This is a genomic window from Amycolatopsis sp. 505 (genome assembly GCF_031625235.1).
Classification (GTDB): Bacteria; Actinomycetota; Actinomycetes; order Mycobacteriales; family Pseudonocardiaceae; genus Amycolatopsis.
This window is the reverse complement of record NZ_JACKQP010000018.1, coordinates 13,818-28,513: the sequence shown is the minus strand read 5'-3', so window position 1 is coordinate 28,513 and position 14,696 is coordinate 13,818. Positions and strand designations below refer to the sequence as shown.

Annotated in this window: 15 protein-coding genes; 9 read left to right on the top strand and 6 right to left on the bottom strand. The window is 71.9% G+C overall.

Going from position 1 to position 14,696, the window contains the following annotated elements; genetic code table 11:
- The first annotated feature begins 138 nt into the window (after nt 1–138).
- A complete protein-coding gene (locus H5965_RS43325; protein WP_310977124.1) occupies nt 139–588 on the top strand; it encodes a hypothetical protein in 450 nt (149 codons plus the stop codon).
- On the opposite strand, the gene H5965_RS43320 is transcribed toward H5965_RS43325, so the two are convergent.
- A complete protein-coding gene (locus H5965_RS43320) occupies nt 585–1,262 on the bottom strand; it encodes an IspD/TarI family cytidylyltransferase (protein WP_310977123.1) in 678 nt (225 codons plus the stop codon). The genes H5965_RS43325 and H5965_RS43320 overlap by 4 nt on opposite strands.
- A 181-nt stretch (nt 1,263–1,443) precedes the next feature.
- Between H5965_RS43320 and cobT the strand changes: the two genes are divergently transcribed.
- Nucleotides 1,444–2,520 carry a nicotinate-nucleotide--dimethylbenzimidazole phosphoribosyltransferase gene (cobT, locus tag H5965_RS43315; protein WP_310977122.1) on the top strand — a complete coding sequence of 359 codons (1,077 nt, stop codon included), beginning with the start codon at nt 1,444–1,446 and terminating at the stop codon, nt 2,518–2,520.
- A 99-nt stretch (nt 2,521–2,619) separates the two neighbouring features.
- Here cobT and H5965_RS43310 read toward each other — a convergent pair whose 3' ends face one another.
- Nucleotides 2,620–3,723 (bottom strand): branched-chain amino acid aminotransferase, encoded by a 1,104-nt coding sequence (locus H5965_RS43310; protein ID WP_310977121.1) that lies wholly within the window; start codon nt 3,721–3,723, stop codon nt 2,620–2,622.
- Between the two features lie 97 nt (nt 3,724–3,820).
- Between H5965_RS43310 and H5965_RS43305 the strand changes: the two genes are divergently transcribed.
- Nucleotides 3,821–4,120 (top strand): hypothetical protein, encoded by a 300-nt coding sequence (locus H5965_RS43305; RefSeq protein ID WP_310977120.1) that lies wholly within the window; start codon nt 3,821–3,823, stop codon nt 4,118–4,120.
- Here the strand turns inward: H5965_RS43305 and H5965_RS43300 are convergent.
- Nucleotides 4,077–4,739 carry a DUF402 domain-containing protein gene (locus H5965_RS43300; protein ID WP_310977119.1) on the bottom strand — a complete coding sequence of 221 codons (663 nt, stop codon included), beginning with the start codon at nt 4,737–4,739 and terminating at the stop codon, nt 4,077–4,079. The genes H5965_RS43305 and H5965_RS43300 overlap by 44 nt on opposite strands.
- Complete coding sequence (locus tag H5965_RS43295) at nt 4,732–5,577, bottom strand: hypothetical protein (RefSeq protein ID WP_310977118.1); 846 nt, start codon at nt 5,575–5,577, stop codon at nt 4,732–4,734. The genes H5965_RS43300 and H5965_RS43295 overlap by 8 nt, the downstream gene beginning before the upstream one ends.
- Before the next feature lie 111 nt (nt 5,578–5,688).
- On the opposite strand from H5965_RS43295, the gene H5965_RS43290 reads away from it, so the two are divergent.
- The 5 genes from H5965_RS43290 to H5965_RS43270 all read left to right on the top strand — a co-directional run bounded on the left by H5965_RS43290 (nt 5,689) and on the right by H5965_RS43270 (nt 11,675).
- Complete coding sequence (locus H5965_RS43290; protein ID WP_310977117.1) at nt 5,689–7,188, top strand: leucyl aminopeptidase; 1,500 nt, start codon at nt 5,689–5,691, stop codon at nt 7,186–7,188.
- 121 nt (nt 7,189–7,309) lie between these two features.
- Nucleotides 7,310–9,271, top strand: a complete 1,962-nt coding sequence (locus tag H5965_RS43285) for a TRAP transporter fused permease subunit (protein ID WP_310977116.1) — start codon at nt 7,310–7,312, stop codon at nt 9,269–9,271.
- Nucleotides 9,268–10,242 carry a TAXI family TRAP transporter solute-binding subunit gene (locus H5965_RS43280; RefSeq protein WP_310977115.1) on the top strand — a complete coding sequence of 325 codons (975 nt, stop codon included), beginning with the start codon at nt 9,268–9,270 and terminating at the stop codon, nt 10,240–10,242. The genes H5965_RS43285 and H5965_RS43280 overlap by 4 nt, the downstream gene beginning before the upstream one ends.
- Nucleotides 10,243–10,252: 10 nt before the next feature.
- Nucleotides 10,253–11,212: an SMI1/KNR4 family protein gene (locus H5965_RS43275; protein ID WP_310977114.1), complete on the top strand. Its 960-nt coding sequence runs from the start codon at nt 10,253–10,255 to the stop codon at nt 11,210–11,212.
- A gap of 10 nt (nt 11,213–11,222) precedes the next feature.
- Complete coding sequence (locus tag H5965_RS43270; protein WP_310977113.1) at nt 11,223–11,675, top strand: GNAT family N-acetyltransferase; 453 nt, start codon at nt 11,223–11,225, stop codon at nt 11,673–11,675.
- On the opposite strand, the gene H5965_RS43265 is transcribed toward H5965_RS43270, so the two are convergent.
- Together H5965_RS43265 and H5965_RS43260 are read right to left on the bottom strand one after the other, a co-directional pair.
- A complete protein-coding gene (locus tag H5965_RS43265) occupies nt 11,672–12,664 on the bottom strand; it encodes an IS481 family transposase (protein ID WP_310977112.1) in 993 nt (330 codons plus the stop codon). The two genes, H5965_RS43270 and H5965_RS43265, sit on opposite strands and share 4 nt — an antisense overlap.
- A 127-nt stretch (nt 12,665–12,791) precedes the next feature.
- A complete protein-coding gene (locus H5965_RS43260; RefSeq protein WP_003071911.1) occupies nt 12,792–13,136 on the bottom strand; it encodes a hypothetical protein in 345 nt (114 codons plus the stop codon).
- 183 nt (nt 13,137–13,319) lie between these two features.
- On the opposite strand from H5965_RS43260, the gene lpdA reads away from it, so the two are divergent.
- Nucleotides 13,320–14,693 carry a dihydrolipoyl dehydrogenase gene (gene lpdA / locus H5965_RS43255; RefSeq protein WP_310977111.1) on the top strand — a complete coding sequence of 458 codons (1,374 nt, stop codon included), beginning with the start codon at nt 13,320–13,322 and terminating at the stop codon, nt 14,691–14,693.
- Nucleotides 14,694–14,696: the final 3 nt, after the last annotated feature.

The window sequence follows — 14,696 nt, the reverse complement described above, 5'->3', positions numbered from 1 at the left end:
GGCGGCTCCTCACGAGGACAACACGCACAAGTGTTCTAGCACGCCGGGGGGTGTCCCACAAAGGCCTGTTCAGAACCACCCAGGTGTACTAGTACACGCACTGGACTGTGCTCTAGTACGCAAGTTACCCTCGAAAGTGTGTCCCCGCCCACACCACACTCCGGATCCAGCGGCCAGGGCCTCGAGGAACTCCTCGAGGAGCTCCGGCGCCGCAACTGGGTGCTGCACCTGTTCGGCGGCCGCGAGGCCCCGGAGATCTACGCGGCCGTGCACCGCTGGCCGACCTGCGCGGACGTCATCATCCTCCGCGACGAGCACCGGGCCAGCGCCTACCGGGTGCCGACCTTCCCGGGCACGGACGTGTTCAGCCCGCGGGTCGTCACCTGGCAGTACCACGCCACCCCGGTGTGGACGCTGCGAGCGGTGCTCACCCTGGCGGAGCCCGGCACCCCGGGCGCTCCGCTGCAGGCGCTCCGGCCACAGCCGGACTGCCGGATCCCGCCGGAACTGCGCCACGACGTCACGATCCGGCCGACGGGGACGCCCCGGGAGGGGGACGACGGCGGCGGCCCGCCCGCGTGCGCCTAGCGGGCGAGCAGCCGCTCCGCGACGACGAGGTCGTGGGGATAGGTGATCTTGAGGTTCTCGGGAGCACCCGGGACCCAGCGGATCGGCAGGGAGGAGAACCGCTCCATGCACGACGAAGTGTCCGTACCCGAGAAACCTTCGCGCTCGGCCTTCTCGTAGGCCTCGAGCAGCGGTCCGGCCCGGAAGCCCTGAGGCGTCTGGACGCGGATCGCGCCGGGCACCTGGGCGACCAGGTGCCCGGCATCCACCTCGACGACGTCGTCCGCGGCCAGGCCCGGCACAGCCCCCCCGTCCTCGCGTGTCCGGGCCAACACCGCACCGACCAGCTCGGGGTGGACCAGCGGCCGGGCCGCGTCGTGCAGCAGCACGGCGTCGACCCGGCCGCCCGCTATGCGCGGGGCGAGGTGGCGCAGCGCGTTGAGCTCGGAAGCCTGGCGGGTGTCGCCGCCGTGCACGATCTCGACGCCGTCACCCGCGACCTCTTCGGCGAGCTCCCGGTCCTGCGGCCGGATGACGAGCACGAGCACGCCGATGCCGGGCACCTCCCGGAAGGCGTCGAGCGACCAGGCGACCACCCGCCGCCCGGCCAGGGGCAGGTAGACCTTGTTCAGCTTCGCGCCGACGCGGGTCCCCGCGCCGCTGGCCAGTACCACCGCGGCCGCCGTCGTCTCCACGAGCCGCGAGACTACCGGCCACCAGGCACGGCGGAACGTCGCGAATGACTCATTCGGGACGTCCGAGGTCCCGAATGAGTCATTCGCGACATCGGCGACCCGGCGCAGAGCCGCGGGTTCTCGGGGAGGCCCGGCCCGGTAGGTTGGCCACAGCGTTGCCGTGGAACAGGAAGGGCCTGGTGTGGAGCCGGAAAACATCGAGTTCCCCGAGATCACCCCGCCCGACGACCACGCCCGGTCCGCGGCGATCGCCTTGCACGACAAGCTCGTCAAGCCCGCCGGTTCGCTCGGGCGGCTCGAAGAGCTGGGCGTCTGGATCGCGGCCTGCCAGGGACAGTCGCCGCCGCGGCCGTTCACGCGGCCGCGGGTCGTCGTCTTCGCCGGGGATCACGGCATCGCCGCCAAGGGTGTTTCCGCCTATCCCGCCGAGGTCACCGCGCAGCTGCTGGGCACCATGCTCACCGGCGGCGCCGCGATCAACGTCCTGGCCGCCGCCGCGGGCGCGAGCGTGCGCGTGGTCGACCTCGCGGTCGACACCGAGGCCCCGGCGACCCGCGCGATCGGCGAGTTCAAGGTCCGCCGCGGCTCCGGCTCCATCGACGTCGAAGACGCGCTGACCGCCGACGAGGCGAAGAAGGCGATCCGCGCCGGGATCGCGATCGCCGACGCCGAGGTCGACGGCGGGGCCGACCTGCTCATCCCCGGCGACCTCGGGATCGGCAACAGCACGCCGGCGTCGGTGCTGGTGGCGGCGCTGACCGGCAGCGAGCCGGTGGCCGTCGTCGGGCGCGGCTCCGGCATCGACGACGACGCGTGGATGCGCAAGGCCTCCGCCGTGCGCGACGCCCTGCGCCGGGCCCGCGCGGTGCTGGCCGACCCGGTCGACCTGCTGCGCACCACGGCCGGCGCGGACATCGCCGCGATGGCCGGGTTCCTCGCCCAGGCCGCGGTCCGCCGGACGCCGGTGGTGCTGGACGGCCTGGTCGCCTGCGCCGCGGCGCTCGTCGCCGAGGACCTCGCCCCGGGCGCCCGCCGCTGGTGGGTCGCCGGCCAGCGGACGGCCGAGCCGGCGCACGCCCTGGCGCTGGAGCACCTGGACCTGGGCCCGCTGCTGGAACTGGACGTCCGGCTCGGCGAAGGCACCGGCGCGGTGACCGCCCTGCCGCTGCTGATGATGGCCGCCCGCGTCCTCGCCGAGACGGCCACCCACGAGCAGGCCGGCGTGTCGGGCCCGCTCGTCGCCGCACCGGCTTCCTGAACCACGAAAAGCGGCTCCCGGCCATCGCCGGGAGGCCGGTTCGCCGACCCTACGCGTATCTGCCTCATCGATGAGGCAGATACGCGTAGGGCGTCGGGATCAACCGAGCTCGACCATCCAGTGGTCCGGGTCGGGCCGGGTGCCCTCCTGGATCCCGGTCAGCTCCTCACGCAGCTTCATCGTCAGCGTGCCCGGCTGCCCGTCGGCGATAGTGAACTCGCCGTTCGCGTGCTTGACGTGCCCGACCGGGGTGATCACCGCGGCGGTGCCGCAGGCGAACGTCTCGGTCAGCTCGCCGGACGCCGACGCCTTCTCCCACTCCTCGGTGGAGATGCGGCGCTCCTCGATCTTGTAGCCGAGCCGCGAAGCCAGCTGCAGCAGCGACTTGCGGGTGACACCCGGCAGCAGCGACCCGGTCAGCTCCGGGGTCACCAGGCGGGCGTTCTCGCCCGAGCCGAAGACGAAGAACAGGTTCATCCCGCCCATCTCCTCGACCCAGCGCCGCTCGACCGCGTCGAGCCACACCACCTGGTCGCAGCCCTTCTCGACGGCCTGCGCCTGCGCCACGAACGACGCCGCGTAGTTGCCGGCGCACTTGGCCGCGCCGGTGCCGCCGGGCGCCGCCCGGACGTACTCGGTGGACAGCCAGACGCTGACCGGCTTCACACCGCCGGAGAAGTACGACCCGGCCGGCGAAGCGATGACCGTGTACACGTAGTCGGCGGCCGGGCTGTTGACGCCGAGCCCGGTGGACGTCGAGATCATGAACGGCCGCAGGTACAGCGAATCACCCTGCCGGGTGGGCACCCACCGGCCGTCGACGGCGATGAGCTCCCGCAGCGAGTCCACGAAGACCTCTTCGGGCAGCTGCGGCATGGCGAGCCGCTCGGCCGACTGGCGGAACCGGGCGGCGTTGGCGTCCGGGCGGAACGACGCGATCGTGCCGTCCGGCTGGCGGTAGGCCTTGAGACCCTCGAAGATGGCCTGGCCGTAGTGCAGCACCGACGTCGCCGGGTCGAGGGTGAACGGGGCGTAGGGGCCGACCTGGGCTTCGTGCCAGCCTTCGGCCTTCGACCACTTGACGGTGACCATGTGATCGGTGAAGTACAACCCGAAACCGGGCGTTTCGAGTACCTCCGCGACACGGTCCGCGCTCGCAGGACTCGGGTGCGGGAGATGGGCGAACTGTGTCGTGGTCGTCATGGCTAGACGATACCGCTTGCTCGGACGCGCGTTAGTCGGATGTCCATCTGTTTGCGGGTTCCCCGCGCTCCCGGCGTGACGGCTCTAGGATGACGCCGTGACCTACCACTCCACTGAGCCGGTCCCCCGGCCCAAGACCACCGGCGCCGACATCAAGACGTTCGTCGCCGCGGTGCTGCTGACCTTCGGCGTCGGCCTGCTCGGCATGGTCGGCTGGGCCGTGCTGGACAGCGGGTTCGGCGGCTTCCTCGGCCTGGTCGCCGGCGTCTTCGGCGTCGTGTGGTGGCGGAAGATCCACGGCAAGGCGTTCCCGAAGGTGCTGCCGACGAAGTCGGTCGTCATCCTCGCGGTCGTCAACGCCGTGCTGGCGCTGATCCTTCTCCTGACCGCGGGCTGAGGCCGGCCGGCAGCTCCGGCGCCGGCCAGCCCGGGTCCGGGCGGAAGTCGGTGTCCGTGCCGTCGAACGGGTAGGTGCCGCGGTCGGCCAGCGCGCCGATCCGCTCGCCTTCGGCGCGCAGCCGGTCGAACTGCTCGAGCGTCAGGCGGCCGACCTCCAGGGCGGCCTCGGCTTCGTCCTCGTCGTCCCAGCGCCAGCGGCCGTCGGCCTCGACGACGACGTCGAGCACGCCGTCGATCCGGTCGACCGCGCCCGCCGTGCGCCCCAGCGGGATCTCCAGGTTCACGTACCAGTTCTTGAACCGGCCTTCGAGGTCGAAGAACCACCAGACCGACGACCACTCGTCTTCGGCGATCCGGCGCAGCGTCGACGCGCCGTGCCAGGAGTCGGCGACCGGCACCCGCGGGATGCGGAACCGCTGCTCCAAGGGGGCGTCCCGCATCAGGCGGCCGTCGGCGAGCCGGCTGCCGACGATCGGCGTGCCGGCCGGCAGCCAGGCGCGCAGGACGCGGCCGTCGTCCTCGAGGACGCGCAGCGGGTGCACCTGGCCGATCGAGCCGTCGGGCCGGTGGAACCGCTCGACCACGGTCTCCCCCGGCCGCCAGCGTCGATCACTCACGGGTCTCACTGTACCTGCGCGCGCGTACGCCCAGTAGCAGCTCGAACACGGTCACCAGCCCCGCGATCACCAGCACGGGCAGCACCGGCAGCAGGTACGCGGCCGCCGCGGCGACGACGAGCCCGGCGATCCCCGGCACCCCGAGCCGCGCCCGGACGTCGGTCCCGGCGGCGAGCGCGGGTACCACGGCGGCGACCACGGCGACGACCGTGAGCATCGGCTGCAGCGCGTCCGCGTCGGCGGCGGACAGCAGGTCGCGCAGCGAGGTGAGCGACAGCCCCAGCCGCACCGCGCCGAGCTGGTAGAGCGCGGCGAAGGCGGCCAGGACGGCGAGCGCGCCCAGCAGCAGTACGCGCAGGCCCGCGTTCTCCCGTCCGCGCGGGCGCAGGAACGGCAGCACCAGCACCGCGGCGACGAGCACGCCCGCGAAGTCCGGCGGCCGGAGGGCGTCCGCCGTCCCCACCGGCGGCACGGCCACGCAGACCGCGACCAGCACGAGGCCCGCGGCGAGCAGCAGCCCGCCGGTGATCCGTACGACGATCGTCGGGATCTTCAGGCCGGCGAACCCGACCCCGGCGACGGCCACCACGAACGCCGCGGCCGCGAGTTCGCGGTGCGCCGGGACGACGTAGGCGCCGAACGCGATCGCGTAGACGGCCACTTCGGACAGTCGCGCGACGGCGACCACCACCCGGTCGACCAGGGCATCGCCCGGTTCCGGCACCCCCGCCGTCACGCCCGCGGCGATCGCGGCCAGCCCCAGCCCGGCGAGCAGCCACCAGCCCGCGCCCGCCGCTGCCGCCGCCAGCGCCACCAGCAGCCCACCACCCAGCCGCACGCGGCCCTCCCTCGCCCTGTGTTCACCCGTGGTCAGGTCGTCATTAGCATGGCTCACGATCCCGGCCGGGCCGGTGCCCGGTGCCACACGAGAACGCGCGAGGAGCCAGAAGTGACCGTGCCTAAGCTCGCCCTGTCCGACAACACCGGGGAGGCACTGGCCAAGACGCGCGCCGACGTGGTCGTCATCGGCACCGTGGCCGGCGAGGACGGTCCCGTGCTCGCCCCCGGCGCCGCCGCCGTGGACGCCGCCTTCGACGGCCGGCTCGCCGGCCTGCTGGCCACGCTCGGCGCGAGCGGCAAGGCCGAAGAGGTCGTCAAGGTCCCGACCCTGGGCAAGCTCCCGGCCGGCGTGGTGCTCGCCGTCGGCCTGGGCAAGGCGGGCGACGCCGTCACCCCCGAGCAGGTCCGCCGCGCCGCGGGTGCCGCCGGCCGCGCGCTGGCCGGCACCGACCGCGCGTTCGTGACGCTGTCCGAACTGGACCTGCAGGCCGCCGTCGAGGGCATCGTCCTCGGCTCCTACGTCTTCACCGACTACCGCTCGGAGAAGGGCGACGCCCCGCTGGCCAAGGCCGACTTCGCGAGCCCGGCCGGCGGCACCGCCCGCGAGCACAAGGCGACCCTGAAGGCGGCCGGCACCATCGCCGAGGCCGTGATCGTCGCCCGCGACCTGATCAACACCCCGCCGAACGACCTCTACCCGGCCTCCTTCGCCGACCGCGCGAAGAAGCTGGCCGAGGACAACGGCCTCGAGTTCGAGGTGCTCGACGAGAAGGCCCTCAAGCGCAAGGGGTTCGGCGGCATCCTCGGCGTCGGCGGCGGCTCGTCCCGCCAGCCGCGCCTGGTGCGCGTCGGCTACAAGCCGGCCAAGGCCGCCAAGAAGGTCGCGCTGGTCGGCAAGGGCATCACGTTCGACTCGGGCGGCATCTCGCTCAAGCCCGCCGCGAACATGGACCACATGACCTCGGACATGTCCGGCGCGGCCGGCGTGCTCGCCTCGGTCGTGCTGGCCGCGAAGCTGAAGTACCCGCTCGAGGTCGTCGCGCACATCCCGCTGGCGGAGAACCTGCCGTCCGGGACGTCGTACCGCCCGGGTGACGTGCTGACCATGTACGGCGGCAAGACCGTCGAGGTCCTCAACACCGACGCCGAGGGCCGGCTGGTCCTGGTCGACGCGATGGTCCGCGCGGCCGAGGAGAACCCGGACTACCTGATCGAGACCTCGACGCTGACCGGCGCCCAGGTCGTCGCGCTCGGCAACCGCACCGCCGGCGTGATGGGCTCGGACGAGTTCCGCGACCGCGTCGCCGCGATCATGCAGGCCACCGGCGAGAACGGCTGGGCCATGCCGCTGCCGGAGGAACTGCGCGCCGACCTCGACTCGCGCCTGGCCGACCTGGCCAACGTGACCGGCCACCGCTGGGGCGGCATGCTCGCCGCCGGGATCTTCCTGCGCGAGTTCGTCGCCGACGGCCTCGACTGGGTCCACATCGACATCGCGGGCCCGTCGTTCAACACCAGCGGCCCGTGGGGCTACACCGGCAAGGGCGGCACCGGCGTCCCGGTCCGCTCGATCGCCGCGGTGCTCGCGGACATCGCCGCCAACGGCTGACCGCGCTTTCCCCGGAGGGGCTCCCGCCACGGCGGGGGCCCCTCCGGCGTTTTCCGCCGGAAGATCCCTTTCGATGTGATCCGGGACACCGTAAGTTGTCACCATCGCGAAGGGGGCGGTGATGACGCAACCGGTCGAACAGGACACGTCCGCCGCGATCGCCGCCGAGCACGACGAGGAACGGCCGGCGCGCACGCTCTCCCGGGTCCCGGACCGGGTGGTCTACTTCGTCGCCCTCGCGGTCGCGGTCCTGGTGCTCAAGCAGGTGTTCTTCCCGTTCGCCAAGGGCAACCAGTTCTACCTCGTACTGTTCCTCGGCGTGACGCTCCCGCTGGTCTTCCTGTGCTATCGCCCGCGGCTGCGCGGCCGCGACGATCCCGGCTGGACCGACTGGGCGCTCGCCGTCCTGGCTCTCGCCGTCGGCCTCTACCCGGTGCTCGTGGGCTACGACGACTTCCTGAACCGCCAGGGCATCCTTTCCCCGCTCGACATCGTCGCCGGTGCGCTCCTGCTGCTCCTGGTCCTCGAAGCCACCCGCCGCACGACCGGGCTGGTCCTGCCGATCGTCTGCCTGCTGTTCCTCGCCTACGCCTACTACGGCGGCTTCCTCCCGCAGAACTGGGGCATCGCCCACGCGGGCATCGACTTCAGCCAGATCGTCAACGCGCTCTTCAACGACGCCAGCGGGTTCTACGGCACTCCCCTGGACGTCGCGGCGAGCTACATCGTGCTGTTCACCCTCTACGGCGCGGTGCTCAACGCCTCCGGCGCCGGGCAGTTCTTCGTGGACATCTCCTTCGCCGCGTTCCGGAAGTCGCGGACGGCGCCGGGGAGGACCACCGTTCTCTCGGGCTTCCTGCTCGGCACGGTGTCGGGTTCGGGCACCGCGACCGCCGTCAGCCTCGGCTCGATCACCTGGCCGATCCTCAAGAAAGCGCGTTACCCCAAGGAAAACGCGGGCGGGCTGCTCGCGGCGTCCGGCATCGGCGCCATCCTCTCGCCGCCGACGCTGGGCGCGGCCGCGTTCATCATCGCCGAATACCTGCAGACGTCGTACCTGAAGGTGCTGATCTGGGCGACCGTCCCGACGCTGCTCTACTACCTCGGCATCGTGTTCGCGATGGAGGCCGACGCGCGGCGGTTCCAGGCCGAAGCCGTCGACGTGCCGCACGACGATCCCTGGAAACTGTTGCTGCGCGGCGGTTACCACTTCCTGTCGCTGGCGATCATCGTCGTGTTCCTCGCCCTCGACATCCCGCCGTTCGCCGCGGTCGTCTACGCCACCGGGGTCGCCGCGCTGTTCGCGTTGATCGCCCGGCGCCGGGACGTGCGCGGCTGGGCGAAGGACATGGTCGACGCGCTGTCGGCCGGCGTGCGGGGTGCGCTGCCGGTGATCGCGGTGTGCGCGGCGGCCGGCGTGATCACCTCGACCATCACCAAGACCGGGCTGGGCCTCGAACTCGCCGACGCGCTGGTGGAACTGGCCGGCGTGCTCACCGACAACGGCACGGTGATCCTCATCCTGACCGTGCTGCTCTCGGCGATCGCCGTCGGCGTGCTGGGGCTCGCGGTGCCGGTCACCGCCAGTTTCATCATCGCGTGGGTGGTGATCGGCCCGGCCTTGGAGACGCTCGGCGTGGCCGACGCCGAGCGCGCGATGTTCATCTTCTACTACGCCGTGCTGTCGGAGGTCACGCCGCCGACCGCGCTCGCCGCGGTCGCTTCGGCGGCGATCACCGGCGGCTCGGTGCTCGGCACCATGTGGCAGTGCTGGAAGTACACGCTCCCGGCGTTCCTGGTGCCGATCGCCTTCGTGCTCACCGACAACGGCGCGGCGCTGCTGCTGGAGTCCGACGTGCTCACCGTGCTGTGGGTGGCGGCGGTGTCCGCGCTCGCCGTCGCCGCGCTGGCGGTGGTCACCGGCGGCTGGCTCTTCGGCCCGGTCAGCCTGCCGGTGCGGCTCCTGTTCGTGCCCGCCGCCCTGTGCCTGCTCTACCTGGAGCCGGTGCCGATCGCGATCGGTGCCGCGTGCGGGGCCGCCGCGCTGCTCACCCATGCCGTGATCAAGAGGAGGACAGCATGAAACGCGCAGTTGCCGCCGTGGCGGTGCTCGCTCTGGCCGTCACCGGCTGCGGCGGGAAACAGCAGACCGACCAGTCCGCTCCCGGGGGATCGCAGTCCTGCGAGGCGGGCGAAGGCCGGATCACCATCGCCACCGGCAACAGCGGCGGCGTGTACTACGTGCTGGGCGGCGGGCTGGCCCAGCTGATCAGCAACACCACGAAGCTGCGCGCGACAGCCGCGGAAACCGGCGCGTCGGTGCAGAACATCCAGCAGCTGGTGGCCGGCAACTACGACGTCGCGTTCTCGCTGGCCGACACCGCGGCGGACGCCGTCAACGGCAAGGGCTCCTTCGACGGCAAGCCGCAGAAGATCCAGGCCCTGTCCCGGATCTACCCGAACTCCACGCAGGTGCTGGTGCGCACGGACGCCGGGATCGACAGCGTCGCGGACATGAAGGGCAAGCGGATCTCGACCGGCTCCCCGAAGTCCGGCACCGAAGTGATCGCGAACCGCCTCCTCCAGGCGGCCGGCCTCAAGCCCGACAGCGACGTCCAGGCGCAACGGCTCGACCTGGCCAAGACCGCGGACGGCATGAAGGCGGGGACGCTCGACGGGCTCGTCTGGTCCGGCGGCCTGCCGACCGCGCAGATCACCGACATCACCACGGCGTTGAAGGACAAGGTGAAGTTCCTCGACATCACGCCACTGCTGCCCGCGCTGAAGAAGGTCAACCCGGTCTACGACCAGGCCGTGATCCCTGCGGCGGCGTACGGGCAGCCCGCGGACGTGCCGACGGTCGTGGTGCCGAACCTGCTGCTGGTGCGCGACGACTTCCCGGCGGGCAACGCGTGCGCGATCACCAAGCTGATCTTCGACAAGCAGGCGGAGCTGGCGAAGGTGCACCCGGCGGCGAAGGAGATTTCGAAGCAACTGGCGGCCCAGACCGACCCGGTCCCGCTGCACCCGGGGGCGAAGCAAGCCCTCGGCTAGGGTCGGCGGGGTGCAGGACTACCTCGAAGCGGCGGTCCGCGACGTCCTGACGGCGCCCGAGGCACGCGTCGACGACCAGGTGGGGTACGCGGCCCTCCTGCTCGCGGCCTCCGGCGCCCTCGACGAGGCCGATCGGCTGGTCACGCAGTGGCAGGCCCGGACCGAACGGCCGGTGACCGCGCTGGCCGCGGACCCGGTGCGAGCGCGGGCGTGGGCGATGCTGTTCGAGGCCCGGGGCGCGCGTCCGGCTTGGGCCGAGGGGTTGGCGCCGCTCGATCTCGATGCCGAGGAGCGCGCGCACGCGGCTTCGCTGCGCCGTCCGGTTTCCGACGTGGAGGGTGTGCTGCCGCCGGGCCCGGTCGCCGAGGTGGTCAAGCGGGTGGCGCCGGCCCGCCCGGACCGGGTTCGCACGGCGCTCGCCGAGGGCGACCTGGCGCGGTGGGCTTCGCTCGCCGGGCCGCACCCGGACGTCGCCACGCTGGCGGCGACGCGGGCGTTGGCGCCGGCGCTGGTGGCGGGCGCGGACCCGCTCCAGCTGGGTGATGGGGCATCGGCGTGCGCGGGTGCGCTGGTCGCGGCACTGCACGAGCGGTACCCGCGGGACCTCGGCACTTGGCCGGAGCTGGTCGCGGAGATCCTGCGCCTGCGTGGTGGCGCGACGGCCCCGCCCCCGGCGTCGGAAGCGGCGATCCGCTCGGCCGAACTCCGTCTGGACGCCGACCTCCCCGCCGACCACCGCGAGTTCCTCCGCACCTGCGACGGCCTCCCCGCCGACGTGGTCTTCCCCCGCCTCCTCGGCACGGCGGACCTGCGGGCCGAGGACGGCGTCGTGATCCTGTCCGACCCCGCGGTGCTGCTCCTCTCGGCCGGGCACGTCGTCGAGGTCGACCCGGTGCTCGGCACCACCGTCCACCCGTCGTTCCGCGCGGCGCTGGTCCGGCACGCCACGCTGCTCGCCCAGGCAGGCTAGGTTGGACCCGGTGACCACCCTCACCGTGGAGAAGATCACCCCCGGGAACGTCGCCGCGGCGTGCCAGCTGGCCGTCGAACCCCACCAGAAGGACTTCGTCGCGCCCGTCGCCGTCTCGCTCGCCGAGGCCTACACCCAGCCGGAAATCGCCTGGCCCCGCCTGATCCGCGACGACGGCGAACCGGTGGCCTTCGTGATGGGGGCCTTCGACCCGGGCGCCGAGCTCGACTTCTTCCGCTGCGGGATCTGGCGGCTCAACGTCGGCGCGGGTGTCCAGGGCCGCGGCTACGGCCGGTTCGCCGTCGAGACCGTCCTCGAAGAAGCCCGAAGACGGGGCAACACCACCGCGACCGTGCTGTGGATCCCGGCCGAGGGCGGCCCGGAGGACTTCTACCTCAAGCTGGGCTTCCGGCCCACCGGCCAGACCTTCAACGGCGAGGTCGTCGGCCGGATCGACCTCTAGATGTGATGTCCAGGGAGGTTGGTCAGCCGGGTGACCGGCGGCTTGCCGCCGGTTGAGCTGTGGGGTCGATGGTGATTGTAGAAGTGCAGCCACCCTGGCAGCGCCGCCCGCCGCAGTGTCTCCGTCGGGTAGAAGCAGGCGTAGGCCCACCCGTCGGCCAGCGTCCGGTGGAACCGTTCTATCTTGCCATTGGTCTGCGGCCGGTAAGGCCGGGTCCGTTTCGGGCTAACGCCCAGCTCGGCGCACGTGTCCCGCCAAGCATGGGAGCGGTAGGCCGAGCCGTTGTCCGATAACACGCGCTCGACGGTGACGCCGAGGTCGGCGAACCAGGACACCGCCCGGCGCAGGACCGCCGTGGTGGTGGCGGCGGTTTCGTCGGTGTGGATTTCGGCGTAGGCGACGCGGGAATGGTCGTCGATGACGGTGTGCACGAACGCGGTCCCGGTGCGGGGCTTGTAGTCCGCGCCGCGGGCCAGGCCGGGGGTGGCGCGTTTGTTGATCTCGCCCTGTTGCCGGCCGACGTAGCGGTGGCCGCCGCCGTCGGGGATGTTGCCGAACTTGGTGACATCGACGTGGATCAGCGAGCCGGGGTGGTCGTGTTCGTAGCGGCGCAGCGGTTCGCCGGTGACCCGGTCGATGCGGGACAGGCGGTTGATCCGGCAGCGCACCAGGACCGCGTGCACGGTGGATGCGGGCAGGCCGAGCCGGCCGCCGATCTGGACCGGGCCCAGCCGCTGCCGCCACCGCAGCTTCACGATCGCCCGGACCACCGGCCCGGGTGTGCGGGCCGGGCTGTGGTGGGGCCGGCTGCTGCGATCAGCCATCCCGGCCGCGCCCTCATCGCGGTAGCGCTTGGCCCACTTCGCCGCGGTCTTTGCCGCGACCATGAACATCTTCGCTGCTTCGGCGCAGGTCCAGCCTTGTTCGACGATCAGGCGTGCCAGTCGTAGCCGGGTGCGTGGGGTCAGGGTGGCGTTAGGGTGGGACACGAAGGCCTCCGGAGGCGTGATGTGGTTCCTCGACAGCTCCACTTCACAGCCGGAGGCCTTCACCTGTCAGCACGACAGGCCGACACCGGGTCACCTCGACTCGGAACAACGTCCCTGGACATCACATCTAGACCTGGCCGCGCTTCTTCCGCTCGGTGTACTCGCGCATCCGCTTCGGGTAGCCCACCCGGGCGACCTCGTACACCGGGATCGACCGGCGGTGGCCGAACTGCTGCGCCGCCTCGAGGCTGCCGATGCGCCGCCGCGTCCACTCTCCGTCATGGGCGATCAACACCACAGTGGTCTCCGTGACGTTGGTCTTCGGCTCCACGAACGCCTCGACACCCCGCCTCGTGGCCGCCCACTCGTCGAGGTGGCGGGTGTCCTCGGAGCTGGCTTTCCGCAGCGTACCGGCCCGTTGCCCACCCTTGGCCCGCCTGCGCAGCGAGTCGAAGAGCCCCACCTCGACCACCTCTCCTCCCGAGACCTACGCCACTCATTATCCCGGACTCCGCGTGTGGTCGGCGTCGCACACCCGGCTAGCTCGCAGCCCCGTCCGGCGTAGTGACAAGATGGCGGTGTCGCGCGCGCGGTTATACCGGGCGCTGGCGCGACGACAGAGCATCACCCCACTGCTTGCCGAGGAGTTAATGAAGTGACCGACACCTCCGCCGACCTCGTGATCCTGGGAGGCGGATCGGGCGGCTACGCCGCGGCGTTCCGCGCGGCCGAGCTGGGCCTTTCCGTCACGCTGATCGAGAAGGACAAGCTGGGCGGGACGTGCCTCCACCGGGGCTGCATCCCGACCAAGGCCCTGCTGCACGCCGCCGAGGTCGCCGACGAGACCCGTGAAGCCGAAGCGGTCGGCGTCAAGGCCGCCTTCGAGGGCATCGACATCGCCGGGGTCAACAAGTACAAGGACGGCATCGTCGCCCGCCTGTACAAGGGCCTGCAGGGCCTGGCCAAGGCGCACAAGGTGAACCTCGTCGAGGGTGCGGGCACGTTCGTCGGCGGCACGACCGTCGAGGTGGACGGCACCCGCTACACCGGCAAGAACGTCATCCTCGCCACCGGCTCGTACTCGCGCACGCTGCCCGGCCTGGAGCTCGGCGGCCGCATCATCGCCAGCGAGCAGGCCCTCGCCCTCGACTACGTCCCTAAGAAGGTCGTGGTGCTCGGCGGCGGCGTCATCGGTGTCGAGTTCGCCAGCGTCTGGGCTTCCTTCGGCGTCGACGTCACCATCGTCGAGGCCCTGCCGCGGCTGGTCCCGAACGAGGACGAGTTCGCGTCCAAGCAGCTCGAGCGCGCCTTCCGCCGCCGCAAGATCGCCTTCAAGACCGGCGTGAAGTTCACCGGCGCGAAGCAGGACGACAACGGCGTGAGCGTTTCGCTGGAGTCCGGCGAGACCATCGAGGCCGACCTGCTGCTCGTCGCCGTCGGCCGCGGGCCGAACTCGGCGGGCCACGGCTACGAGGAGGCCGGCGTCAAGATCGAGCGCGGCTTCGTCCTCACCGACGAGCGGCTGCGCACGAACCTGCCGAACGTCTACGCCGTCGGCGACATCGTCCCCGGCCTGCAGCTCGCGCACCGCGGCTTCCAGCAGGGCATCTTCGTCGCCGAGGAGATCGCCGGGCAGAACCCGCGCGTGATCGACGAGAGCGGCATCCCGCGGGTCACCTACTCGCACCCGGAGGTCGCGTCGGTCGGGCTGACCGAGTCGCAGGCGAAGGACAAGTACGGCTCGGACGTCACGACGTTCACCTACGACCTGGGCGGCAACGGCAAGAGCCAGATCCTCAAGACCTCCGGCGGGGTCAAGCTGGTCAAGGCCCCGGACGGCCCGGTCGTCGGCGTGCACATGGTCGGCGACCGCGTCGGCGAGCTGATCGGCGAAGCGCAGCTGATCTACAGCTGGGAGGCGTTCCCCGAGGACGTCGCCCCGCTGATCCACGCGCACCCCACCCAGACCGAGGCCCTCGGTGAAGCGTTCCTCGCCCTCGCGGGGAAGCCGCTGCACGTGCACAGCTGACGT